22 protein-coding genes are annotated in these 25961 nt (G+C 55.8%); 12 read left to right on the top strand and 10 right to left on the bottom strand.

Annotated features, from left to right (window positions below; all coding sequences use genetic code 11):
* Positions 1-185: 185 nt before the first annotated feature.
* Positions 186-950, bottom strand: coding sequence for a sulfite exporter TauE/SafE family protein (locus G516_RS0114945; protein ID WP_036536719.1), 765 nt, complete (start codon positions 948-950; stop codon positions 186-188).
* Positions 951-1035: 85 nt separating this feature from the next.
* On the opposite strand from G516_RS0114945, the gene G516_RS22770 reads away from it, so the two are divergent.
* The 4 genes from G516_RS22770 (at position 1036) to G516_RS0114965 (ending at position 3811) form a co-directional block, all read left to right on the top strand.
* Positions 1036-1278: a glutaredoxin family protein gene (locus G516_RS22770; RefSeq protein ID WP_051219476.1), complete on the top strand. Its 243-nt coding sequence runs from the start codon at positions 1036-1038 to the stop codon at positions 1276-1278.
* A gap of 346 nt (positions 1279-1624) precedes the next feature.
* On the top strand, positions 1625-1933 hold the full coding sequence (locus tag G516_RS22775) for a hypothetical protein (protein WP_084645094.1): 309 nt from the start codon (positions 1625-1627) through the stop codon (positions 1931-1933).
* Positions 1930-3546 (top strand): PepSY-associated TM helix domain-containing protein, encoded by a 1617-nt coding sequence (locus G516_RS0114960; RefSeq protein ID WP_028294318.1) that lies wholly within the window; start codon positions 1930-1932, stop codon positions 3544-3546. Before G516_RS22775 ends, G516_RS0114960 begins: the two co-directional genes overlap by 4 nt.
* Entirely contained in the window at positions 3539-3811 is a 273-nt protein-coding gene (locus G516_RS0114965; protein ID WP_028294319.1) for a hypothetical protein, read from the top strand. Before G516_RS0114960 ends, G516_RS0114965 begins: the two co-directional genes overlap by 8 nt.
* 47 nt (positions 3812-3858) lie before the next feature.
* Here the strand turns inward: G516_RS0114965 and G516_RS0114970 are convergent, their stop codons facing one another.
* Positions 3859-4506, bottom strand: coding sequence for a riboflavin synthase (locus G516_RS0114970; RefSeq protein ID WP_028294320.1), 648 nt, complete (start codon positions 4504-4506; stop codon positions 3859-3861).
* A gap of 238 nt (positions 4507-4744) precedes the next feature.
* On the opposite strand from G516_RS0114970, the gene G516_RS0114975 reads away from it, so the two are divergent.
* Together G516_RS0114975 and G516_RS24765 are read left to right on the top strand one after the other, a co-directional pair.
* A complete protein-coding gene (locus G516_RS0114975) occupies positions 4745-5902 on the top strand; it encodes a patatin-like phospholipase family protein (protein ID WP_028294321.1) in 1158 nt (385 codons plus the stop codon).
* Positions 5903-6017: 115 nt separating this feature from the next.
* Positions 6018-6170: a hypothetical protein gene (locus G516_RS24765; RefSeq protein ID WP_156879057.1), complete on the top strand. Its 153-nt coding sequence runs from the start codon at positions 6018-6020 to the stop codon at positions 6168-6170.
* A gap of 50 nt (positions 6171-6220) precedes the next feature.
* On the opposite strand, the gene G516_RS0114980 is transcribed toward G516_RS24765, so the two are convergent.
* The 7 genes from G516_RS0114980 to alr all read right to left on the bottom strand — a co-directional run bounded on the left by G516_RS0114980 (position 6221) and on the right by alr (position 12456).
* Positions 6221-7078, bottom strand: coding sequence for a D-amino acid aminotransferase (locus G516_RS0114980; RefSeq protein WP_028294322.1), 858 nt, complete (start codon positions 7076-7078; stop codon positions 6221-6223).
* Between the two features lie 123 nt (positions 7079-7201).
* Positions 7202-8092, bottom strand: a complete 891-nt coding sequence (locus G516_RS0114985) for a DUF4392 domain-containing protein (protein WP_051219477.1) — start codon at positions 8090-8092, stop codon at positions 7202-7204.
* Between the two features lie 36 nt (positions 8093-8128).
* A complete protein-coding gene (locus G516_RS0114990) occupies positions 8129-9085 on the bottom strand; it encodes a 5-oxoprolinase subunit C family protein (protein ID WP_028294324.1) in 957 nt (318 codons plus the stop codon).
* Positions 9078-9761 carry a 5-oxoprolinase subunit PxpB gene (pxpB, locus tag G516_RS0114995; RefSeq protein ID WP_028294325.1) on the bottom strand — a complete coding sequence of 228 codons (684 nt, stop codon included), beginning with the start codon at positions 9759-9761 and terminating at the stop codon, positions 9078-9080. The genes G516_RS0114990 and pxpB overlap by 8 nt, the downstream gene beginning before the upstream one ends.
* Positions 9762-9770: 9 nt before the next feature.
* Positions 9771-10511: a 5-oxoprolinase subunit PxpA gene (locus tag G516_RS0115000; protein ID WP_028294326.1), complete on the bottom strand. Its 741-nt coding sequence runs from the start codon at positions 10509-10511 to the stop codon at positions 9771-9773.
* Positions 10512-10529: 18 nt separating this feature from the next.
* Positions 10530-11321 carry a putative hydro-lyase gene (locus tag G516_RS0115005; protein ID WP_028294327.1) on the bottom strand — a complete coding sequence of 264 codons (792 nt, stop codon included), beginning with the start codon at positions 11319-11321 and terminating at the stop codon, positions 10530-10532.
* 13 nt (positions 11322-11334) lie between these two features.
* A complete protein-coding gene (alr, locus tag G516_RS0115010; protein WP_028294328.1) occupies positions 11335-12456 on the bottom strand; it encodes an alanine racemase in 1122 nt (373 codons plus the stop codon).
* Between the two features lie 300 nt (positions 12457-12756).
* On the opposite strand from alr, the gene cobB reads away from it, so the two are divergent.
* From cobB to G516_RS0115030, 4 genes are all read left to right on the top strand, one after another.
* A complete protein-coding gene (cobB, locus tag G516_RS0115015; RefSeq protein ID WP_051219478.1) occupies positions 12757-13512 on the top strand; it encodes a Sir2 family NAD+-dependent deacetylase in 756 nt (251 codons plus the stop codon).
* Between the two features lie 183 nt (positions 13513-13695).
* Positions 13696-14820, top strand: a complete 1125-nt coding sequence (locus G516_RS0115020) for an efflux RND transporter periplasmic adaptor subunit (protein WP_051219479.1) — start codon at positions 13696-13698, stop codon at positions 14818-14820.
* A gap of 1 nt (position 14821) precedes the next feature.
* Positions 14822-17965, top strand: a complete 3144-nt coding sequence (locus G516_RS0115025) for an efflux RND transporter permease subunit (RefSeq protein WP_084645095.1) — start codon at positions 14822-14824, stop codon at positions 17963-17965.
* Positions 17966-18101: 136 nt separating this feature from the next.
* Positions 18102-18977 (top strand): oxygenase MpaB family protein, encoded by an 876-nt coding sequence (locus tag G516_RS0115030; RefSeq protein ID WP_028294332.1) that lies wholly within the window; start codon positions 18102-18104, stop codon positions 18975-18977.
* Between the two features lie 11 nt (positions 18978-18988).
* On the opposite strand, the gene G516_RS0115035 is transcribed toward G516_RS0115030, so the two are convergent.
* Positions 18989-20155 (bottom strand): DNA alkylation repair protein, encoded by a 1167-nt coding sequence (locus G516_RS0115035; RefSeq protein ID WP_028294333.1) that lies wholly within the window; start codon positions 20153-20155, stop codon positions 18989-18991.
* 156 nt (positions 20156-20311) lie between these two features.
* Between G516_RS0115035 and pgm the strand changes: the two genes are divergently transcribed.
* Both pgm and G516_RS0115045 read left to right on the top strand, forming a co-directional pair.
* Positions 20312-21961 (top strand): phosphoglucomutase (alpha-D-glucose-1,6-bisphosphate-dependent), encoded by a 1650-nt coding sequence (gene pgm / locus G516_RS0115040; protein ID WP_028294334.1) that lies wholly within the window; start codon positions 20312-20314, stop codon positions 21959-21961.
* Positions 21962-22132: 171 nt separating this feature from the next.
* Positions 22133-25933: a DUF4132 domain-containing protein gene (locus G516_RS0115045; RefSeq protein ID WP_084645096.1), complete on the top strand. Its 3801-nt coding sequence runs from the start codon at positions 22133-22135 to the stop codon at positions 25931-25933.
* Positions 25934-25961: the final 28 nt, after the last annotated feature.

Consider the following 25961-nt stretch of genomic DNA (forward strand, 5'->3'; position numbering starts at 1 on the left):
AGGGATGCTCTGAAAAATGAGCAAATGGAGGCGGATTATGCCTGTCGGATTTTCACCCTGGGAAGCAAAATCGGGGCATGGGTCACGCTGTTGCATGGCATAGACAGTGGGGTACCTCAAACGAGGTGACAAGCCGCAAGACAGGATGGGCACTCGTGCCCATCAGGCAAACACCACAGAGAAACTTACAACAACTCCCCGACCAACAGCTTCAATGCCACGACCAGAGTCACCCCCTCATACAACCGCTTGATGGTCAGGTTGCCAGCCTTGATGGAGCTGTTCGCTCCCAGATAACCGCCAATGACCGAACCGAGTAACAGCGCTGGAATCCAGCTCCACTGCACATCGGCCACAGCACCCATGGTCAACGCCCCCGAGCCGTTCCAGCCAAGGCCAACCGCCACCAGGGTGTGTGCTACGGCTTTTTTGTATTCAAATCCAAACCAGTACACCAGCCATAGAGTGACAAACAACCCACTACCCGCCGACAGTGCACCGTTCATCACACCAATCACAAACAGAATCAGACCGCCGATCACCATGCCAGACGCATCTCTGTGACGTGGTGTTTCATCCAACCCCAAATCCGGTTTGAAAATGGAATAAGCCGACAGCGCCAGCATCAAAATCCCCAGCGCAATTTCCGCGCTGCGATCGTCTACTCCAATGATGAACAGCGCACCACTCACCACACCGGGAATACCGGCACCGGCAATCAGTGCAATCAACCACCACTGCAAATGGCCTTCTTTCAGATGACGCCCCGTGGCCCCCACCCCCAAAGCCACTGTCGCCACCTTGTGGGTCGCCAGTGCCAGCGAAAACGGCAAACCGAGGAAAATCAGCATCGGCAACTGAATCAAACCCGCACCACCACCGGCCAATGCAGAAAACCAATTGGCGATTATCGCCAGTACAAGGAGAATAAGGTGTTCTAGAATATCCATGAAATTGTCTTGTTCAGGCGGATTCCCTGACGGCTGGCGACACGCTTGCATGCCGATCCATCATCCGCTGTGTTAGAGGAAAACTATGAATTACGCGCTCTACTACTACGATATGTGCCCATTCTGCCAGATGGTTCTTCGCAGCCTTCCGGGCCTGAATGTGGAGGTAGAAAAACGCAATGTGTTGCAAAATCCGGAATATCGCCAACAGCAGCAAAAAGCCACTGGCCGCACTACGGTTCCTTGTTTGCTGATCACCAACGAACAAGGCGAAGAACAGTGGATGTTCGAATCCCGCGATATTATCGCGTTTCTGAATAGCTTGTAACGGCCAGGGCCTCTGAATGACAGAGCGATAACCGAGTTATTCAGAGGCTCCAGCAATGCCCATTTGTTCTCCAGTTATTTCGCTAGTGGGACAGAAACCTTCAACCTTCCTCTAAAAACCACGCAAGAAATGTTCAGGCCCCAACAAACATAAAGCACTCCCCAGCTCCCAGCTCCCAGCTCCCAGCTCCCAGCTCCCAGCTCCCAGCTCCCAGTCATAGACCACAGAGGCACCTGTAACCTATGGGCCAACCCGGAAGAAATTGCGGTACACTTTCGCCCATAAATTAATGATAATCATTACCATATCAATAATACCACGACGATCAACGTTCACAGGTACTCCGATGAGAGACACCCCCAACAGCACTCGCCGCTTCCGATATTTGTGGTCCGGCCGTTTCTGGCTGGCCAGTTTGATGGCACTGATCCTCTCCATTGTCATCATGGCGTCCATGTCCTTATGGCTACCAGAGGGCCCTGCGGCCGTCGACAACCTGATTATCCCGCTGGTGATCTTCCCACTTATATGGGCCCTATGCTTCTTCTATGCCGTCATGGACCCAAGCCTTAAACGTGCCACGCTGGTCATGACGGCGTTACTGATCATCAACGGCTCGCTGGTGGCGGCCTCCATTATGGGGATGTTGTCATGATTCGTATGCCAAAAGCAGAAACCGCCCGCATGCTCGATATTCATGGCTGGAGCGCGGTACTTTTTGGGCTCGCCCTTTATGTCGTCGTTCTGACCGGAGCCGTGGTGGTATTTGCCCACGAAATTGGCGCCTGGTCCGTCAGTGGCCACAAAATGGATGGCGCACTGGCCGGAAAAATAGACCAATCCATGGCCACACTGACCGAGCAGGTGCCAGAAGAGTACCGCCACGACGTTAGCCTCTATCAAAACTCTGCGGGCTACCTGATTGCGTTTTTTCATACCCATGAAAAAAATGACAGCGGCATGCTGGCCGACATCGGCACGCGCTTTGTGCTTGACCCCGAAGACTTCAGTATTGTCAGCCGCCATGATGGCTTTGCTGACGATATGCCCGACATCACCAGCAGTTTCCTTGAAGACTTTTTCGTCGACTTGCACGTTCGCCTGCACGCACCTAATCCCATCGGCCTTTACCTGACAGGCTTATTGGGATTGCTGCTGCTGGTATCAGCTATCTCTGGCTTTATCATGCACCGCAACCTGATTCGTGACCTGTTCCTGTCGCCCCGCGGTGCCAACAGACTCATCAAAAAGCGGGATAAACACACTCTCGCGGGTACCTGGAGCATTCTGTTCTCAATCATCGTGGCCTTCACCGGGGCTTTCTTCAGTTTTGCCACCACACTGGGGTTGCCGGTCATCGCCATCACGGCCTTCGAAGGCGACCAGCAAGCCGCCATTGAAGCTGTGTTGGGCATACAGGATGCTGAAGATCCAACTCCGAGTCCATTTGTTGGGGTAGAAGCGATTGTAAGCCGTGTGCAACAAACGGATGCGGCAGGCAGCTTGCCAACCTTCATTTCTATTGAGCACCCTGGCCGAGTCGATGCTCGTGTTACCACCTTTCATGAACCTGCCAATGGCCAGTTGTTCGGTGGATCACATTTGTTCAATGGCGCAACCGGTGAGTACCTTGGTAAAAAGCCCGCTCTGGGTCAGCAACCGTCCTTTGGCAGTGACTTGATCTCTTTGGTAGGGGTATTTCACTTCGGCTTGTTTGCCGGGATGCTGTCAAAAATCATCTGGCTCAGCCTTGGCCTGGCAACGTGCTATGTCACCTATACCGGCCTCAAGCTATGGGTAGCACGCCGCGAGCAGCAAGCGCGCTGGCGACTTATGGGACGCCTCACCGACATCACCGCTTACGGTACTGTGATTGCCATGAACGGTGCGGCTATTGGCTTCCTTGCAACTTACCACCGCCAGCCGGACGTTGTTATTGATTGGACCATCAATGGCTTTTTTGCGGCAGCACTGGTCAGTATTCTGGTCGGTTTTATTCGCCCCGCAGGCGCTGCAACCAGTCAGATATTACAAGCGTTGATGGGTCTGAGCCTGTTGGTACTGCCAATTGCACGACTGATTACGGCAGATGGTGACTGGTCTGTTTATCGACTGGAGGACAACGCCGTAGTCATCGGTATGGACATCAGCCTGCTAGTACTTGGGGCCTTGTTTGTATGGTTGGCATTGAAAGCCACGTCCTTAAAGCCAATCACTTCGATGCAAGCCGCCACAGAAACGACCAAGGGAGCAACGACTCATGGCTGAGTTCTCAACCCTGTTAGCTTTGGCCGCGACAATGGCCGCATTTGCATGGATTCGACATACCGATCCCAAAAACCGCCACGCGCACAAAGCGTCTCCCTATCAGGGAAAACGCAATACCACCCTGTGGTGGCTATTGAGCATGGTTCCGGGGGGAGTGTTGTTGTTGCTGCAACAGAATGCTGCCTTTGTTATGTGGTTCGCGGCGTTCCCACTGCTTGGATGGCTAGTGGCCTTGCCCAAGCCCTCAAAGGCCATAAAGCCGTAAACCAGACCTGAGCCAATGCTCAGGTCACATACCGAGTCGCACCGGAATCAGCCCTTGCCTGCCAGCCGTTCAGTCAGTTGCACCAGCAGCTGGCTGTCGCCCAACAAACGAGTGACGGTATCGACTACGGCCTGGGTGTGCGGGTCGGCTTCCAGATTAATCAAATCCCCCACCTTGGCCGTACCAAACGTCGTAACATCGCGGGTTTCCGGAATCAGGTGCACAGAGAAGCGGTCATCGCCTACTTCTGCAATGGTCAGGCTGCAACCGTTCAGTGCCACGTAGCCTTTATCCAGCAGATACGGCGCCAACTCTGACGGCCGTTCGAACCACAGCACCAGATTGTGCTCCGATTCAATTCGCTCCACTACCGCAACCTGTCCCATCACATGGCCTGAAATCATATGACCACCGATTTCGTCGCCCATTTTGGCCGCGCGCTCAATATTCACTTCGTGGCCGGTTTCCAGCGCGCCGAGGTTAGTCACTGCCAGAGTCTGGCCAATGGCATCAAAGCTGACCAATTCGCCGTTGATCTCACGAGCCGTCAGGCAGGTTCCGTTCAGCGCCACCGAGGCACCAATTTCCAAACCGGCACGCAGTTGGTCATCAAACTTCAGCACAAAGGTCGCAAAATCGGCTTTGCGTTCAACATGATGAATGGGCAAACGGGTTTGGACGATACCGGTAAACATGGCTGCTCCTGCAAACAAGGACTCAAAAGCGGGCTGGCATTATGCACTATACTGAAAGCGTGCGGACAGTCGTTGTCGCCAACGCAGTAACGGCTTCCAGCCTGACCGGCGGTTTTCCAGCAACCAGCAAGTGCCCATTCACTGTAACAATTGACCGTAGCCAATCACCGTAAGTCCATGGTCAGGCATTGAAATTTCGCTGGCACCACAAGGCCAGCCTTCAGCAAGGTAGCACGCTATGAAATTGCAACGAACCGGTCTGATTTTGTCAGGTGGTGGTGCTCGAGCCGCCTATCAGGTTGGGGTATTAAAAGCCGTCCACGAGATCCTTCCCAAAGGACACTACAACCCGTTCGATATCATTTCCGGCACCTCAGCAGGGGCCATTAACGGCATAGCCCTGGCCAGTTACGCCGACGACTACCGCCGTGGCATTCGCCAGCTGGACCGCATCTGGCGGCACTTCACTCCCGACCAAATCTACCGCACCGATTTCTGGGGCATTTCCAATTCGCTGGCGAAAATGAGCCGCAGTATGATTTTCGGTCGGCGCTACAAAAACGACCCGGTATCACTGCTGGACAACGCGCCATTGCGAGAACTGCTGGAAGAGGTGGTCGATTTTCAGCGTGTAAAACGCTGCATTGACGAAAACCATTTGTACGCCCTTGCCGTCAGCTGCTCGGGCATCGACAGCGGTGAGTCGACGGCGTTTTTCGAGGGACACCCGGAAATCCAGAACTGGGAACGCCAGCGCCGTGTTGGCGTGCGCGCCGAGCTAACTATCGATCACCTGTTAGCCTCATCGGCCATTCCCATGATTTTCCCGGCCATGTTCTTGGGCGACCAGTACTACGCCGATGGCGCGGTACGTCAGTTGGCTCCAATCAGCCCTGCCCTGCACCTGGGCGCAGAAAAAATCATGGTGATTGGCGTTAGCGCTATTGCCCACCGCACCAAACCGGAAGTGCCCGACACCACCTATCCGGCACCGGCCAAAATGCTCGGCCACATGCTCAATGCGGCGTTTTTGGACAGCATGGAAACCGACATTGAACGCCTGCTGCGTATTAACCGCACACTGCAACACATCCCCAAATCCGTACGTCAGCACTACGACATGGAGCTACGCCCTGTTCAACTGCTCGACATTAGCCCCAGTGTCTCTTTGGATGTGCTGGCGGGCGAACACGCCGACGAAATGCCCAAAGCCCTGAAACTGGTATTGAATGGTCAGGGCAACAACAAAAAAAATGGCTCGGGCATCCTGAGTTATTTGCTGTTTTCAGAAGGCTATTGCCGCCGCCTGATTCAGCTGGGCCACGACGATGCCATGGACAAAGCCGCCGAGATTCGGGACTTCTTCCGCGATCATTTTGATGATTGTCAGTTATAGGGAGTCTGGAGTCTGGAGTCTGGAGTCTGATAGAAAATTGTGGGAGAGAGCTTGCTCTCGATAAACACAAACCATCGGCAGCAAGCTACCTCCCACAGACCAGGTGCCACTCTGCATGTCGATCAATAAAAAAACGCCCGCCGGATCACTCCGACGGGCGTTTTTTCTGGTTCTGATCAACACCACCCTGGGCCTGCATCACCCCTTGGCGGTGTTCACCTCAACCACTTTCCGTACTACTCATTACGACTCAAACGCCTGCCTGTAGGGCGGATAAGCTTGCGCCATCCGACAGCCATTGCAGGCGTCTGCCACAACTCAGTAGTTGTGCTTGCCAGCGCTGTACAGAGTCTGGGCTGCCACCCACACGTCGCCAACTTCACCAGTGCCTACTGGCTTGCCGTCCAGTTCAACCACTGGAGCAATTTCCTTGGAAGAGCTGGTCAGCCAGATTTCATCGGCGTTACGTACTTCTTCCATGGTCACAGTACGCTCTTCCACCTTGATGGAACCGTCTTTGGCCAGGATGTCCAGCAGCATCAGGCGGGTGATACCCGGCAGGATCTGGTTGTCCAGTGGTGGAGTGATCACTACGCCGTCTTTCACGATGTAAGCGTTGCATGCGCTGCCTTCGGTCATTTCGCCGTTGGCGTTGTACAGGATAATTTCGTTGTTGCCGGAAGCAAAACCCTGTTGGAAGTGCATCACGTTGCCCAGCAGTGCAGTGGACTTGATGTTGCAACGCTTCCAGCGCAGGTCTTCAGTGCTGGATACTTTGTAAGCCTTGGCTTTGGCTTTATCAGCTACTGGAGCAGCCGGGATTTCGAACGCGAAAGCGTAAACGGTAGGCTGGATGTCGGCCGGGTAAGCGTGGAAACGCTTGCTGTCTGCACCACGGGAAACGTGCAGGTAGATACCCAGGTTACCGCCGCCGTTCTTCTCGATCAGCGCTTCACATACTTCACGCCATTGGTCGTGGGAGTAGTCCAGCTTGATGTCGATGAAACCCATGCCTTCGTTCATACGATCGATGTGCGGGCCAAAGCCAACCAGCTTGCCGTCGTAGGACGGGATCACTTCGTAGATACCGTCACCGAACAGGAAACCGCGGTCCATCGGTGAAATCTTGGCTTCTTCCATCGGCATGTAATCGCCGTTCAGATAAACAATGCTCATCTCTTTCTCCAGTAGTGCGGAGGATTTGGCAGTCGACTCTTTGCTATTGCGAACCGCCAGCCCTCTCTTTTCAATGATAATTCAGTCGTAATTCGTTACCGCCGGGTTAAATCAGCCGTCACATCAGGCGTTGATAAAACCGGTCAGCTGGCGCAATTGCTTCAGCATTTCAATGCCGTCTTCCGCTGGCAGGCTGTCTTCGGTCAGGGTGTTTTCACGGGTTACGCCATCCACGCTGCCGTGCTCGGAGCAGTACTGCAGCACCGCCAGGTTGTCGAAATCGGCCAGCAAATCCTTACCAACCAGCCAGCCCAGCATGGCAATCAAGCCATGGCCGCCCCAGTTGGAAACGTCAGCCACGACCAGCTCGCCACAACGGGTAAGGGCTGGGGTAATATCCAGACTGCGCAACGCCGGGCCAACGTTGCCCATGCCGATTTCGTTACCACCGTCGCCTACCGCCACAGTCGGACAACCGGCCATTTGCATGATTTCGTCGAAGCTTGCGGCACCGGCGGAAATGGATTCACCACGCATGTTGTAATAACCGTGGTCAGCGGCTTGTCCTGGACGCTCGATGGAGATCACCAGCTGTGGCTGGTGCTTCTCCAGCACTTCAGCCGCCTTGGCGCAACGCTCTTCCTGGCTGGCCGGGCCAACCGGCAGTTTTTCAACGCGGTAGTCGGCTTCAATGGCGGACGCCAGTGGGTCGCCACACACCAGTACCGGCTTGGCACCCAGTGCTTCGAGGCCGCGATACAGGGAAATTGCGCCGACCGGGCCATCGGTTTCAAACGTACCGGCAACCGGGAAACCAGTACCAATCAGTACCGTGCCGTCGCATTGCTGCATCATCATGGCAGCACGCAGCACGTAGCCTTTCAGCATGGAAGCCTGCACAGTTTGCATGCCGCGCGGATTGCGGGCGACCAGCAGGTCTTCAATGCGGGCACTCAGTTCAATGGCGCCAGCCAGAGTGTGTTCTGCACGAATGGGCGTTGAAGTCAGTGTCATAGGGAAGTTCTCTAACAAGCATCAGAGGGTGCGGGATTAACCACGCACCATCCGGGTTGCGTTTTCACGGTAGCGCGACAGCATATGAATGTTGTGCGCTTCGTCGATGTTGATGGCTTCAAAGCGCACTTTGGAGCCAGGTGTCAGTTGCGCCAGACGGCCGGTGTCCAGAGACAGCACAGAGCCGATCTTCGGATAGCCACCAATGGTCTGACGGTCGTTCAACAGCACAATCGGCTGGCCGTCGGCCGGTACCTGAATGGCACCGTGGCAAATGCCTTCCGACAGAATGCCGTCGATGGATGGCTTGACCTCCGGCCCTTCCAAACGATAGCCCATCCGGTCTGAACGGTCGGTGGTGGTGTATTCACTGCTGAGGAAACGTGCCACCTGCAATTCAGTAAAGGCCGCCTGCTGGTAACCCAGAATCACACGCAGGCTGACGTCGGCGCTGTAATCAGGACGTTCCCATTCCGGCAGCAGCTTCAGCTCAACCTCTTTCACTGCGCTGGCTGCCAGCACATCACCAGCCGCCAGCTTGTCACCTTTCAAACCACCGACTTTCTCACGGGCCACGGTGGCCGCACTGCCGAAGCTGTGTGGAATATCAAAGCCACCGACGACTGCCAGATAGGCGCGACAACCGCTGGTCGAAAAGCCCAGCTTGATTTCGTCACCAGCTTTCACGGCATGAGTGCGCCACTGGTCTTTCGGCTGGCCATTAATCGTCAGCGGCGTTTCAGCGCCAGTCAGGGCAATGGCAGAATCCACCTGCGCCTGCAGCACCAAACCACCAAAGCTGGCTTCCAGCGCGGTGGCGTTGACGTCGTTACCAACCAGACGGTTGGCCCAACGGAAGGCTTCGCCGTCCAGCGGACCGCCCACAGTCAGGCCAATGCCGTGCTGACCGTAACGGCCAGCGTCCTGAATCAGGGTCATCAGGCCAGGCTGTACAACTTTAAAGCCTTGTTTGTTCGCAGCTTGATCAGTCATCCAGAGAACCTCCCAGTGCCAGGAATTCATCACGGGAGATGGCATCGAATTTCACAATATCGCCCACCTGTACCGGCATGGTTGGCTCTTGATCCGGGTTGAACATACGGGTCGGACAACGGCCAATCAGGTTCCATCCACCCGGCGATACCGCCGGGTAAATAGCGGTCTGACGGTCAGCAATGGCCACCGCACCACGTGGGACTTTCTGGCGTGGTGTCGACAAACGCGGCGCAGCAATACGCGGGTCAACGTCGCCCAGATAAGCGAAGCCCGGCGCAAAGCCGATGGCGTAGACGCGGTATTCGCCGTTGCGGTGGATGTCGATCACTTCGTCGGTGGTCAGGTCAGCGTTGCGAGCCAGATCTTCAAGATCAACGCCCACTTCCGGGCCGTAGTACACCGGCAGAGTCACAATGCGACCTTCCGCAGACGCATCGTCAGTCAGCAGTGGCTCGACGTCGCGAATGGCGTTGCGCACTTTCAGGTGATCGCAACGGAACATATCGAACACCACCAGCACGCTGGCGTAAGAAGGCACCAGATCGATCAGATCGGCGCCCAGCTGCTGACGCAACAAACGGGTAATCTGCTCAACGCGGTTGGCGACACCGGCTTCGCCGTGCTCACCAACGTAGATGATCAGGGCGTTTTCGCCCGCTACTTCAATTCTCATCCGCTGTCCTTACGCCTGCTGGCCGGAATAGACGACCTTACGGATTTCTTCGATCGCGGCGACGCCCTCGGCGTTGTCACCGTGCACACACAAGGTATCGGCGTCGATGTTCAGAGTGTGGCCGCTAACGGTAGTCAGGGTGCCCTGCTCGTTCAGTTGCTTAACCTGCGCCAGCATCTTTTCGCGAGTGTGAACAGCACCCGGCTTGGTACGGGACAGCAACTTACCGTCGTCGTCGTAACAACGGTCAGCGAAGGCTTCAAACAGCACTTCAATGCCCGCCGCCTTGGCTTCTTCACGAATCTCTGCACTTTGTGGCGTGGCTTGCAGCATCAGCTTGATTGGACGATGGTAAGTCGCAATCGCCTGCATGATGGCAGCACGAACATCAGCCTTGGCCATCATGTCGTTGTACAGCGCACCGTGTGGTTTGACGTACTGGATATCAATGCCCTGACCTTTGGCCATGCCGTCCAGCGCAGCTACCTGATACTGCACAAACGCCACAATCTCTTTGGCGCTGCAGTTCATGGAACGACGACCAAAACCTTGCAGGTCCGGGTAGGCCGGGTGAGCACCCACTTCCACGCCATGTGCTTTGGCCAGTTCCAGCGTGCGCTGCATCACTACCGGGTCACCGGCGTGAAAACCACAGGCAACGTTGGCCTGGTCGATAAATGGCATGACAGCGTCGTCCATGCCCATTTTCCAGGAACCGAAGCTTTCGCCGAGATCACAATTCAGTTTCATCGTTTACTCCCGCTCAGCTTACAGAATGGACAGACGGCTGTTAGGCACGTCGGAAATCAGCATGTGACCCGGGCTGTGGGTAATGCAGAAAGATGGCTTGGCCTGCTCCAGCGCAACCTGAGGCGTCACGCCACAGGCCCAGAACACAGGCACTTCGCCTTCACGGATGGTCACGGCATCGCCAAAGTCCGGGGTGTTGATGTCCTTGATGCCAATGGCAGCAGGATCACCAAAGTGCACCGGAGCACCGTGAACGGACGGGAAGCGGGAGCAAATTTGAATCGCACGGATGGCATCAGCAGGCTTCATCGGACGCATGGACACCACGTTGGTGCCAGAGTAACGACCGGCAGGCTTGCACTCGATGTTGGTGCGGTACATAGGCACGTTCACACCTTCAGAGATGTTGCGAACGTCCAGACCGTCGGCCAGCAGCGCCTCTTCGAACGAGAACGAACAACCCAGTGCAAAAATCACCAGGTCGTCGCGCCAGTGTTCGGTAATGTCAGTCACTTCTTCAACGAACACGCCGTCCTTGAAGATGCGGTATTTCGGTACGTCCTTACGGATGTCCATGTCTTCGGCCAGATCACGAATCACCAGGTCGCCCGGGTTGGCTGAAATGCCCACCAGCGGACATGGCTTCGGGTTCAGCTGACAGAATTTCAGAAAATCATCAGCCCAATCTGCTGGCAAAATCGCCAGGTTGCACTGAACAAAGCCCTGCGCCAGACCAGAGGTGTTGCTGGTGTGTTCACCAGAGCGAATCAGGTGACGCAGTTCTACCGGAGATAAAGTCTTCAAATTCATATCACTAACCCTGTTATCTGAAACGATCATTGCGTTCGCCAACCACCTGGCCACCGTGCTTGTACACGCGCGGGATACGATCGGAGATGGAACAAACGATTTCGTAGTTGATGGTGTTGAGGTCGTTGGCAGCCATATCAATGGTGCACTGATCGTTTAGCAAATCGACGCGGTCACCCACCTTGACGCTATCGTCAATGGTGACCATGCATTGATCCATACAAACCCGCCCCACCACTTTGAAGGTGTTGCCGTTGATTTGTACAGGTCGATTTTGGTGGTAACGCAACCAACCATCGGCATAACCAATGGCAATGGTGCCAATGCGAGTATCTTCGCTGGCTTCGAAGGTTACGCCATAGCCCAGTTTCTCGCCCTTCTTGAGGGTCTTCACCTGGGTGATGCGGCTGTGCAGCGACATCGCCTGCTGCAGTTCAACCGGCATATCGAATACATCGCCCGGAGCCAGACCGTACATGGCAATGCCCAGACGACCGCAATTGGTATGCGGCTGCTGACTGTGGTGCAGCAACGCCGCGCTATTGGACTCGTGCACCAGCTCAAACTGGCTCATGTCGATGGTGGCGGTCATCTCGTCGACGTTGGCCAGCTGTTGCTGGTAGTAGTCGGCATCGCAATCAGCGGTGGCAAAGTGAGTAAAGATACCGGTCAGTTTCACCGAACGGTTCAGCTGCAGCAGTCGACAGGCTTCCTGCAATTCGGTCGCAGAGCTCATGCCGATGCGGTGCATGCCGCTGTCCATTTTCAGGTGCACATTCAGAGTGGCACCCTGATAACCGGCAATCTGTTGAATCCAGTCCAGCGTGTGGGCGGTTACGTCAATCTGGTTGTCGGCCGCCACCGCAGCATCAGATGGGCGGATTGGCCCCATCACCAGAATCGGTACGTTTTTGATTGAACGGCGCAGTTTCAGCGCTTCGTCCAGAAACGCCACCGACAAGTGCGTGGCTCCGGCTTCCAACGCCGCTCGCGCCACTTCAACATCGCCATGACCATAGGCATTGGCCTTCACCACAGCAAACAATTGCTGGTAGCCACTATGACGTTTGATGCTGCTGACGTTGTGGGCGATACGGTCGAGATCGACCTCTACCCAAGTGTCGCGATAGAACATTGAAAATCCTCAGATTCGGTACTTCTTTACCAGTGCCAGAAGCGGGTTTTGCTTCTGGCGGGCGAACTTTCAAAATTATACGTTGGCGATGCAATTACTGAAGGAGCGTTTAACTTAAAAAAACGCCTTAAGCAGAATATTCATCTTTATTTAAAATGAAACAAAAAGGAAAAAACTGTGAAACTATCGTCAAGCGGTACATGCTCTTTTTAGCCTTTTTCTCTTCATGGCCCAGAAGGAGGTCGAAATTCCTGCCAAACATGGTTACATAGAAGAGGCATCTCACTCAGGATCATCGCTATGAGCATCAAGCCTTCGGATTTCGGGCAAGCAGGCAGTACTTCCCGTTCCGCTCCCCGCATTGTGGTATTGACCGGCGCGGGTATTTCGGCCGAATCCGGTGTCCGAACCTTCCGCGACAACGACGGCCTGTGGGAAAACCACCGGCTGGAAGACGTCGCCACCCCGGAAGCCTTTCTGCGCGACCCGGCGCTGGTGCAGCGCTTTTACAATGCCCGTCGGGCACAGCTGAACGATGTGGGCTGCAATAAAGGCCACCAGGCCCTTGCTGAATTTGAAGCCGCCTGGCCCGGCGAGTTCCTGCTGGTGACACAGAACGTCGACGACCTGCACGAACGCGCCAACAGCCAAAACCTGCTTCACATGCACGGCGAATTGAGAAAGGTACGTTGCAGCCGAACCCACACCATCTATCCTCACAGTGGCGATATTCTGGAAGACAGCCTTTGCGAATGTTGTAACGAGCCTAACCTGCGTCCACACATCGTCTGGTTTGGCGAGATGCCTCTGTTTATGGACGAGATTTATCGTGCACTCGATACCTGTGACCTGTTTATCAGCATCGGGACCTCGGGCCATGTATACCCTGCGGCAGGCTTTGTCGAAGTGGCCAACAATGCTGGCGCACATACGATAGAGATCAATCTGGAGCCCAGTCAGGTGAGGGATAATTTTGCCGAACAACTGTACGGCCCAGCGGGCGAGGTGCTGCCGGGGTATCTGCAACAGTTGCTGAGCGATTGGCAGCAGAATTGACCTAGCCTGTCACGATTCGCCTGAACGATAACGACAGGTCTGACTGGTAACGACGCGCCTGAAAAGAAACAGGCTTGGCATCACACGCCCTTAAAATTACAATTTGTAAATTATTATTCTTCTATGGACAGCCGCTGCTGATGCCCGCCCATCAGTACCCTTCTGACGATCAAGAGATTCCTTATGACTGGCCCATTGCGATTCCCTGCTATCCCGACCAGCACCCTGCTTACTGCCCTGTTTCTACCCATGCTGCTGTTGAGCGGCTGTGGTTCAGAGCAGGCTGACGCCCCGGCAGCCATTACTGACACGCCGCGCCCGGCCCGCATTGTCGAGGTCAGCTCTGGCGCCGATGCCTTGTTGCGCCGCTTTCCAGGCAAAGTAGCGGCCGCAGAGGAAGTACAGCTGGCCTTCCGGGTTCCCGGTGAACTGCAAACCTTACCAGCGTTAGCCGGTCAGCAAGTGGCCAAAGGCGCGGTACTCGCCACACTGGACCCGTCGGATTACCAGCTGGCGGTTAACGAACGTCAGGCCCGCTATCAGCTGGCCAGCTCGCAGTTTGATCGTATCGACAACCTCTACCAGAAAAATCAGGTATCCCGCGCCCAATACGACCAGTCAAAAGCCGAGCTGGATATCGCCAAGGCCGCTTACGACAGTGCCACCACTGATCTTTCCTACACCACCCTCAAAGCACCATTTGCAGGCATCGTTGCGGATAAATACTCCGACAACCATCAGTCGGTTGCCGCAGGCACCCCCATTCTGAAGCTACAGGCCAGGGGCCAACTGGTGGTGGTGATTCAGGTGCCGGAGCAGCTGATGATTCAGCTAAGCCGATCTGACAATCAATACCACCCGGAAGTCGAATTCGATGCCCTGCCCGGCCAGCGCTTTGACGCCGCTTATAAACAGCACAACACCGAAGCCGACCCGGCCACCGGCAGTTATCAAATTCAACTGCAGTTGCCTCGCCCCGAAGGCCTGAACCCACTGCCCGGCATGTCGGCCAGCGTCTACGCCGATCTCAGCAAGGTGCTGTCGGTCAGCAGCAAGGCTTTGGTGATTCCGGTTGAAGCGGTCTTTCAGTCTGCCCAACAGCAGGAAGGCTCACAGCAAGCCAGCGTCTGGCTGGTGAATAGCAGCAATCAGCTGGAACTGCGCGAGATCGTTACCGGCAAGATCACCCAGGCAGGCATTGAAGTGGTTTCTGGTCTGGAGGCCGGAGATCGCATTCTGGCGGCAGGTGTGAACACCGCCCAAGCCGGCATGAGCGTACGCCCATGGCAGCAGGAGCGGGGTTTGTAAGATGAGCGAACCGACTCAAACAACTGCCCGCAACAGCCTGCCCGAAGGCGCCTCAGGCAACGCCGCTACCTACTTCATCAAGCACAAAACCACCAGTTGGATGATGCTGCTTATTTTGTTGCTGGGCGGCGTCATCAGCTACCTTGGCCTTGGCCGCCTTGAAGACCCGCAATTCACCATCAAGGAAGCCATGGTGTACACCTACTATCCGGGTGCGTCGCCGTTGCAGGTGGAAGAAGAAGTCACCTCAAAGCTGGAAGGTGCCATTCAGTCGCTGGCGTACATCAAGCATGTGGATTCCATTTCCAAAGCCGGGCTGTCGCAAATTCACCTGGAGGTTAAATCCAGCTACAAGGGCGACCAACTGCCTCAAATTTGGGATGAGCTGCGCCGCAAGGTCAACGACGAAGCCTCGTCGCTGCCACCGGGGTCTGCGGCCCCGATTGTGCTCGACAACTTTGGCGATGTATTCGGCGTGTTGCTGGCCATCACTGGCGATGGCTACAGCTATCAGGATCTGGCTGACTACGCCGACTACCTCAAGCGCGAGCTGATGACCTTGAACGGCATCTCCAATATTGAGATTGCTGGCGACCAGACCGAACAAGTCTTCATCGATATCTCCCATGAGCAGATGAACAACCTCGGCATTCCAGTCAGCCGCCTCTATCAGCTGTTAAGCGCCCAGAACATCGTCAGCAACGCGGGCCGTATTCGCATTGGCTCTGAATCCATTCGCATCCACCCCACCGGCGAATTCCAGAGCATTCAGGAACTGGGGAATTTGCTATTGAGCGAACCCGGTTCCGACAAACTGATTTATCTGAAAGACATTGCCACCATCCGCTCCGGTGTGACCGAAAACCCGACCCATTTGGCCAATTATCAGGCCATTCCATCGTTGCGTTTGGGCATCGCTTTCACTGGCAAGGTGAATGTGGTGGAAGTGGGCGAACGACTGCGCGCCAAGCTGGCCGATATGGACAGCAATCGCCCGGTTGGTATTGAACTGCACACCATCTACGACCAACCGGTGGAAGTGGATAATTCCTCGCAAGCCTTTGTGCTGAACCTGGCCATGTCGGTCGCCATTGTGATCGGCATTCTGTTCGTATTTATGGGGGCGCGTGCCGGGGTCATCATTGGCTCAGTGCTGCTGCTGACGATTCTGGGCACCTTTATTGCTATGAAGTTCTTTGGCATCGACCTGCACCGTATTTCCCTCGGCGCACTGATCATTGCCCTTGGCATGTTGGTTGATAACGCTTTGGTGGTCACCGAAGGCATTATGGTAGGACTGCAAAAAGGCCAGACCCGCGTGCGTGCCGCCTGGGACATCGTCAAGCAAACCCAATGGCCGCTGCTAGGCGCCACCGTGATTGCCATCACCGCCTTTGCGCCGATTGGCCTGTCCCCCGACAGCGTCGGCGAGTTTGTCGGCTCACTATTCTGGGTGCTGTTGATTTCGCTGTTCCTGAGCTGGGTCACCGCACTGACGCTGACGCCGTTTCTGTGCAACCTGATGTTTCGTGAGCAAACGGCCAACAGCTCTGATGACGACAACACCGCAAATAGCAACACAGGAAACAACACTAGCTCTGATCCTTACCATGGCGCTCTCTACAACGCCTACCGTGGCATGCTGCAACTGATGCTGCACCACCGAGGCGTATCCATGCTGTTAATGGTGGTGCTGATGGTGGTTGCAGTGATTGGCTTTGGCCAGGTAAAACAATCGTTCTTCCCGCCATCCAATACGCCGATCTTTTTGGTCGATATCTGGATGCCAGAAGGCACCGACATCAAGGCCACCCAGCAGCAAGCCCGCACGCTGGAAAACTGGATGCTCCAACAGGATGGCGTTGAATTTACCTCGTCCACCGTAGGACGCGGCGAAACCCGCTTTATGCTGACCTACGCCGTGGAAAAGGAATACCCTGCCTTTGCTCAGGTACTAGTACGCACCGAACAGCGTGACATGATTCCAGCCATGATTGCCAAAGCACAGCAGTTCACGGCCACCGACATGCCGAATGCCTTTGTGAAGTTCAAACGGCTGCAAATTGGCCCAAGCCCACAGGCCAAGATTGTTGCCCGTTTCGCCGGCCCGGATCAGATGGCGCTGAGGCAACTGGCCGAGCAAGCTGAAGACATCTTCCACCAGCAAGCCGGTGCAACCAATATTCGCCACAACTGGCGCGAGAGAGTGAAGGTGATTCGCCCACACCTGCGTGACGATGCCGCCCGCCGTGCCGGCATTGCCAAACAAGACCTCGACGACCTGCTGCTGATGAGCTTCACCGGCAAGCAAGTGGGCTTGTACCGCGACGGCACCACCTTGATGCCGATTCTGATTCGGCCGCCGGAAAGCGAGCGCCTGAACGTCAACAACCTGATGGACCTGCAAATCTGGAGCCCGGTGTTCAGCCGTTACATTCCGATCCAGCAAGTGGTCGACAGCTTTGATGTGGTGTTTGAAGACCCACTGATCATGCGTCGTGACCGCAAACGCACCATCGAAGTGTACGCCGACCCGACCATGGCTTCCGGCATGACCGCCGACGACCTGTTCCAGCAGCTGCGGCCACAAATCGAAGCCCTGCACCTGCCAACCGGTTATTCACTGGAATGGGGCGGCGAGTATGAGTCTTCCAGCGAAGCCCAGGCCAACGTGTTTGCCTCGCTGCCGATGGGCTACCTGATTATGTTCATCATCACCGTGCTGCTGTTTAACGAAGCTCGCGCGGCGCTGGTGATCTGGGCCTGCGTGCCTCTGGCGATTATTGGCGTCACCGCCGGCATGCTGTTACTGGGGGCGGAATTCGGCTTTATGTCGCTGCTGGGCTTCCTGAGTTTGTCGGGCATGATTGTGAAAAACGGCATTGTGCTGGTCGACCAGATCAAGCTTGAAAGTGCCGATGGCAAGGAACCCTATCAGGCCTTGTTTGAAGCCTCGGTCAGTCGTCTGCGTCCGGTGACCATGGCGGCATTGACTACCATTCTGGGCATGCTGCCGCTGCTGTTTGATCCTTTCTTCAGCAGCATGGCGGTGGTGATTGCCTTTGGCCTCGGCTTCGCCACCATCCTGACGCTGGGCGTGGTGCCGGTGCTGTACAGTTATGCCTACCGCATCAAGGTGAGGTGATGGGCGCAAGCGCCCATCCTATATGTGGGTGATTGCGGAGAATAGGATGGGCACTCGTGCCCATCAACAAAAAACACCATCGGCAGCAAGCTGCTTCCCACAACAAAAACGATAAAAACAACCGGAATCAGCCACCTTGGAATGGATTCGCAAACGCATCGAACAACAGGTTCGTGGCCTCAGCGGCCTGGCGTTAAACAACATCGACTACGAAAACCCACCCGGCGACCCCGGCCTCTATGGCCCGGACGCCATCTGCTGGCGGGTGCACTGCGACTTCCCGGCCATGCTGTGCGGCGGCATTGGCGCACTGATGCTGCAAATGATGCACCCACTGGCGTTGGCCGGTGTTTGGGATCACTCCAACTTCCGTGATGACCTGCTTGGCCGCCTGCGTCGCACCAGCCAATTTATTGCTGCCACCACCTTTGGGGCGACAGCCGATGCTGAACGCCTGATAGAACGGGTCAAATCCCTGCATGATCAGGTGACAGGTACTCACCCGGACGGCCGCACTTACTCTGCCAACGACCCGGAATTACTGACCTGGGTACACGTTGCCGAAGTGTATTGTTTTCTGGAATCGTTCCAACGCTACGGCAGCCAGCCGCTAAACCGCGAGCAACAGGATCGGTATTTTGAAGAGACCGCTTTAGTAGCCGAACACCTCGGAGCGGCGAACGTACCCAAGACACGACAAGCGGTTGAAGAATGGATTAACCAACAACGCCCCGGACTGGTGTTCGATGAACGCACGGCTGAAGTGCAGCGACTGCTCTTGAACGCCCCGGCACCCAGCCGGTTAGCCGTACCCGTAGGAAAGGTGATGACCTACGCTGGCATGAACCTGTTGCCAGACTGGGCCCAACAGCAAGCGGGGATTCATTTTTCAGCGCCTAAAAAATGGGGCATTAACCGCAGCATGAACGGCATTGCCAACACCTTGCGATGGGCCATTCGCAACGGTGCCTCGCACAGGGCGAAACGCCGGATGGGGATTCAGGTCAAATAACCAACCCTCAACTATCCCTCGGACAGCGCCAACTCAAATTCCCCCACCGGATAACTCTGGCCATTCACAAATAGCTCGACCTTGTGTGTGCCCGGATACAAGGTGCGGGTGCTCATTTTTACCAGCGACAGTTTTTTGCTCAGCGACACTTGCTCACCTGCCTTCAACGTCAATTTTTTCAGTTTGAACACCTTGGCGGAGGTGCTGCCATTGGCTTTCACAAAGTGGACTCTGAAGTCGACCATCAATGCCAACTCGGCTGCACCTGAAGCACCTGCAGACTCAGGCAAGGCCAGCTCAGCATGTACTTCTATCGTCTCTCCCATACGCGCCTCAGCAGCACTCAAACTGCCTGACACACCCAGAGCCTCAAGCGCGTTATCGGCTCCGTAACCCAGTACCGCCAACGCAGCGGGGTCACAGCGTTTAACCGCTGTTCGCAGCGCGTGTTTTACCAGCCATTCACGATTGGCTTTTAGCTCTGGCGTCAACGCTTCTGCTTCGGTCATCCAGCGTGAACACACTTCTATTAGGCGTTCAGGATTGTCTTTGCCAATGTCGTTCAGGTTGTTCGCCACCGAACGACGCACGTACAGCTCCGGGTCGTCTTTTAATGCCTCGAGCAACGCCAGAACAGGCGTTGGATCGGCCATAAACCCTTTCAGCTGTTTGCCCCACGGCAGGCGCGGACGGGTGCCTTCGGAGACCAAGCGACGTACGTGATAGTTGTCGTCCGAAGCCCATTCCTCCAGCAAAGCCAGGGTTTGCTCAGGGTAGCGCTCAATAAAGGGCCGGATACTGAATTCGGCGGTAAAGCGCTGGGTCAACTCGTACTGAGCAGCCATGGATTCATCAAAAAAATCCAGCCCGTATTCGGCAACAAAGCAGGTGTGCGGCAGGTAGTAAAACGCCGACATCGAAAAGCTGCGGTCGGTGGTCAGAGGCTCGCCGACTGATTTCAGCAAGACGTCCACAGCGGCAGGAAAATCCTTCGGTAAAAACTCGCCTAACAACTGACCGAGAAAGCGACCACGGCCCATCAGCTCAAAGGACTCATACTGTGACTGCACCCGCTGCATAAAGCCGTCGGCATCAAACGCTGGCCAGACGGCCTGTAACTGCTGCGCCAGCTGTTGGGGGACTTCCAGCCCGTATTGGTTTTTCAGCAGTTCGGCCATGTTCAGCGGTGCCTCAGCAGTAAAATGGGGTCATTGCTGAATCATACTGACAATTTGCCGCGAAGATACTTTGGTATTCCGCCCCGCGAGGAATTGAAACCTGCAGCGCTTTCCCGCAGCATTGAGCCAATTCGATGGAACAACAAGGAACCCCACATGGCAATTCACCCGGATGCCGGTAAAACCGCCCCACGTGACGCTTTGGTCAACGTGCCTGCGCTGGTCGCAGCCTACTATCGCAATCAACCGGAAATTCTGGATAACCCGGGCCAAAAGGTCGAGTTCGGCACCTCTGGTCACCGTGGTTCTGCCTTGAAAACCACCTTCAACGAAAACCACATTGCTGCTATTTGTCAGGCCATTGCCGAATACCGCGCCGATGCAGGCATTAAAGGCCCGCTGTACCTGGGTAAAGACACCCACGCATTGTCTGAAGCCGCCTTTGGCACCGCCGTGGAAGTGCTGGTTGCCAACGGCGTTCGCGTGCGCATTCAGGACGGCGGTGGTTACACCCCAACGCCGGTGATTTCTCACGCCATTCTGACCCACAACGCCGATGCCGACGACGATGATCTGGCCGATGGCATTGTGATCACCCCGTCCCACAACCCACCGGAAGACGGCGGCATCAAATACAACGCCGCCAAAGGTGGCCCGGCAGATACCGACATCACCGGCTGGGTTGCCCAGCGTGCCAACGAGATTCTGGAAAACGATCTTGATGGCGTTGAATGGATCATGGCCGAAGAAGCCGACGCCAGCCCATTGGTGGAAGACTTCGACTACATCAGCCACTACGTCAACGACCTGGGTTCCGTGATCGACATGGAAGCCATCGCCAAAGCCGGTGTCAAGATTGGTGTTGACCCGATGGGCGGCTCCGGCTTGCACTTCTGGAAGCCGATTGCCGAGAAGTACAACCTCGACATCACCGTGGTAAACGAAGACGTTGATCCAACCTTCGGCTTTATGCCGCTGGATAAAGACGGCCGCATCCGTATGGACTGCTCTTCCCCATACGCCATGCAGAACCTGCTGGCCATCAAGGACCAGTTCGACATCTCCGTCGGTAACGATCCTGATTACGATCGTCACGGCATCGTTTGTAAAGCCACTGGCCTGATGAACCCGAACCACTATCTGGCCGTTGCCATTGAGTACCTGGCCACTCACCGCGCCGAGTGGAAAGACGACATCAAATTCGGTAAGACGCTGGTGTCCTCTGCCATGATCGACCGCGTGGTCAACGGCCTCGGCCGAGAGCTGTGTGAAGTACCGGTTGGCTTCAAGTGGTATGTGGAAGGCATGTTCAACGGCGACATGGGCTTTGGTGGCGAAGAAAGCGCTGGCGCTTCTTTCCTGCGCAAAGACGGCACCGTATGGTCCACCGACAAGGACGGCATCATTCTGTCGTTGCTGGCCGCTGAAATTCTGGCCGTCACCGGCAAAGACCCACAAGCCTTGTACGAAGAACAAGTCGCTCGCTATGGCCGCCCTTACTACAAGCGCATCGACGTCCCGTGTGAACCCGAGCAAAAAGCCGTATTGAAAGGCCTGAGCCCGGAAGCCGTACACGGCGATTCACTGGCTGGCGACGCCATCACCCGCATTCTGACCAACGCACCGGGCAACAACGCGCCGATTGGTGGTTTGAAAGTGGAAACCGCCAACGGCTGGTTCGCAGCACGTCCTTCCGGTACCGAAAACGTCTACAAGATCTACCTGGAAAGCTTCGTATCCGAAGAACATGTAGACCTGCTGGAAGCCGACGCCAAGGCGCTGGTGGACTCTGTACTGGCAGGCTGAGTTATTCCGGCTTAAGTCTGACGATAAGAAACGGGCCATGTGCCCGTTTTTTGTTTACCCCGCGCTGACACAACCTGAGTCACACAATGCCACTTCCAAACTGACAGACAACATAAATAACGATAATTTCACCAGCCGGTAACATTCGTCAGTAACGCCATAAGGACAGGCATGACCACCTCTCTGAACCCCGCTAAAGCATCACCAGTACCAAATACCGCTACCACCTCATCAAATACCGATGACCCCCTTCATCAAGAAGCGATACAGGCATTGCTCGAAGCTTGTGAGGTAATGGAGCAATATCGGTCGGGGCTGGCCGCCCGGGCGGTAGATTTTATTATCTATGGCCAACAGGCCGAGGTGCTCGATGCCATCGGGGAGCTGGGAGAAACACGCCAGTACTGCTGCCCCGGCGTGCGGCTGGATACGCCACCTCCCGGTTTTGACAAGGCCAGTATCAAGCAGCTACAGGATCATATGCAGCGGTTTATGAATTCGCCGCTGGCTCTTCAGCCAGATATCGCCCGCCGACTGGGCCAGGTGTGCCACGCCTGCGATGACCAGCTGTCGCACTTACATGTCGCTACACCGATTGAAAGCTGGAGCGGCAATCTGCTCGACCTCTATAACCGCTATACCCAAAGAAATCGCAAGCAGGGCAGCGGCGTTCAGAATTACCCCGACCACAGTGCATTATTGGAGATTCTGCAACCGGATGACCCTCAGGGTCACACGCTGGACGCCTGGGTATTGGGAGACGCCCACAGCTACGAAAAGTTTGGCCATGTTATGATCAAGAATCTGCGCCGTAACAGCGATTGGGACAACCGGCTGGCGCAGCCGGATTATGGTCGTTTTATGCTGACTGCGGATATCAGTGTACGGGAAACCCTCGGTCGTCTGATCATCAACGACGAATTCCAGCTCGAACAGGCTCACGCCAACAGCCTGATGGCGTTATCACTGAATGATGATGTCAACCTCGACGACGCCATTGAAGCCAGCATGAGCAAGCTCAGCAAGGCCGAAAAACGTGATTTCTGGCAGCAGCATTACACGCTGTTGAACAGCGACAATCGCCAGCTGGGCCTCAGTAAAATCCGCTCGATCACCACGCTGGAAGAACGTGAACCACTGCTGCAAGGCTTGCTGAATCAGGAAACTGACAACAAGCTTAAACGCCAGATCAAGGCCGAACTGGAGCGCATCAAACAGCTCAAAACCCTGCTTTCCCAAACACAGGCATCGCCAGAGCTACCCGCTGTAGCCCCACTACAGAGCCGTGCTCCAGTGCCACAAAGCTGGTATCAGCAGTGTCTGGATGCCCTTGATCAATGCTTGCAAAAGTCAGAACGCTCACTGGCCGGAGCACGGGACTACAACATCGGCGAGCGCCGTTACAAACACCAACAGCTCAGCGAACTGACTCCCGAGGTTATTCGCCAGCAGCTCGATTATCTGGCTACGGGTCAGGGCGAGTGGGCTGCCGTGTTTGACGACATAGCCCAACAGGCACGCCTCGACAGTGATCCGAACATTCACCTGATCCACTGGCTGCGACTGCGCCATATTGCCATCGGCAATGACGGTCGGGCCTGGAATTACCGGCTCTGGGGCCAGTCGGTGTTAAAGATGCTGAAGCGCGATTTGAGCGACTTCCGTCAGCTCGATCAGCTGCCGGATGACCTCGCCGGGCTGTCGATTGACGAACTGCTTCATGACGCCCTGTGGGGCACCCATCAGCCCTGCGATCAACTGCCCGAGATCTTCAGGCTGGTGCCGTTTTGGCCCTACCTGGTCGCGCACCCCTATTACATCGAGAACATCCTGCTGGATGAATTCATCCCCTTCAGCTACGTCTGGAATCATCAGGAATACCTGATCCATAGCCTGATGCTGACCCGGGAGCTGCCAGTGCTGCCGCCGGAACACAAGCTCAAGATCTACGAGCTGGCCACCGGCGCGCGCAAAACCCTGCGCCAACCCGCCCGTCAGACCGCCCGTCATTTTGGTATCGAGCTGGCGCTGATCACCGGCATGCTGACCAGCAAGGACAAGTCAGTGCGCCAGCAAGCGGCGGACTGGCTGCGCGAACTGAGTGCCGACCCACTGATCCGGGAAAAGAGCATTGAGTCGCTGACCCAGGCCGCCAACAAGGAGAAGGACCAGTTTACCCGTGCCATGATGATTGACGCCCTGCGTGCCTGCGCTGCCGATATCCAACCGTGGATGTCACTGGAAGCCTTGCTACAGGACGCCGAGCAAGGTCTGGCCAAACCAGCCCCGGCGCACATGAGCTGGTTCCCGTATGAGCAGCTGCCAGTCTGTCGCTTTGCCAATGGCAGCGAAGTTCCTGCCCGCTTGCTGCAATGGTGGTCGGTGCTGGCTGTGAAAATTGCCGACCCGGCAGGCAACCCGATCCTGAACCTGTATCTGGATTTGCTCGACAGCGACAGTCAGAAGCGACTCGCCTGGTTCATGCTCGACAGCTTTATCTCTCAGGATCTGGCCTGCATCAGCCATGAAGATGCCCATGCGTACGCCGAAGCGGAAAAACAGGACACCTGGAACCGCTACCAGAGATTGAGCCAGCAATACGACTGGGCTGAAGACATGGCCAAACTGAGCCTAGATGACGTCTATCAGCGCCTGTATAAGCAAAAACGCAGCGTCTTGTTGGGCACCGCTACCAAAGAGAAAGGTCTGCTGGCGCTGACCCGCCGTGGCGATGGCCTGCAACTGCTGCCACTGGTGCAAAACTACCTGAAAAAACATCCGACCCGACTGGCTCAGGACCGACTGCTGCTGAACGTGATTTATCACTTCAATGAGCCGGCGGTGATCCAGTTCCTGCTCGGTATCTCGCGCCGTTACCGCAGCAAGTCGGTACAGGCCGAAGCCAATGAATTGGTCAATGCCATTGCCGAACAGAACGGCTGGAGCCGCGATGAGCTGGCCGACCGCACCATTCAGACCGCCGGTCTGGAACAATTGCATGGCCCGACCGAATTCGACTATGGCAGCCGCACTCTGGCGCTGCAACTCAGCGACGACCTCAAACTGCAACTGCTCAACGAGCAAGGCAAGGTCCTCAAGAGCCTGCCGCAGCCACGTCAGGACGACAACAAGGACGAAGTCGGCGAAGTACGCAAATGGTTCAACGCCTGCAAGAAAGACATCAGCACCGTGATTAGCCAGCAAAGCCAGCGCCTGCATGACGCCATGGTTAACGAACGTCACTGGCCAGTCAGCGAGTGGCTGGAATTCCTGCACCAACACCCGGTGATGAACCGCCTGCTGCAACGGCTGATCTGGGAAGTGCAGATCGACGGCCAATGGCGCAGCTTCCGCCCCACCGAGGAAGACGCCTTCATCAACAGCGATGACGACGAGCTGGAACTGCCTGCTGATAGCCAGATTCGTCTGGCCTGCGGCGCCCAGCTGAGTGCCGATCAAATCGACGGCTGGCGCGCTCATCTGAAGGACTACCGCATCAAGCCGTTATTCGATCAACTACAACTGTCCGACTTGCTGGCACAAGGGCTCAGCCCGGAACAGTCCGGCGGCAAACGAATAGACCATGCCCATCGCCTTAAAAGCCAGCACCTTAAAATCCGGGCCCTCAAAACCTGGAACACCGAGCTTCGCAATATCATGGAAAAACTCGGCTATCGCCGTGGCACTACCATGGACCACGGCAGTTTCTGGGAGTACATCAAGGACTTCCCGGCCACCAATGGCTCACAGTCCAACCTGACGGCCCGATTGCACTTCAGCGGCAGCTATCTGCCAGAGGAAACCTCCGAGGTTGAGATTTACTACATGGACGTGCTTGGCACTAACCAGCACAGGGATGAAACCGTGCTGACGCTGGCCGAGCTTCCGCCCAACTTGCTCAATGCCATTGCGCAGGACTACGAGGTACTGGCCACACACTGCGAACAAAATGAGTCGAGCGACCCGGAGTAATCAATCGCCAGTCATCAGAATCAGCAAG

Source organism: Oceanobacter kriegii DSM 6294, from assembly GCF_000422845.1.
GTDB lineage: Bacteria > Pseudomonadota > Gammaproteobacteria > Pseudomonadales > Oceanobacteraceae > Oceanobacter > Oceanobacter kriegii.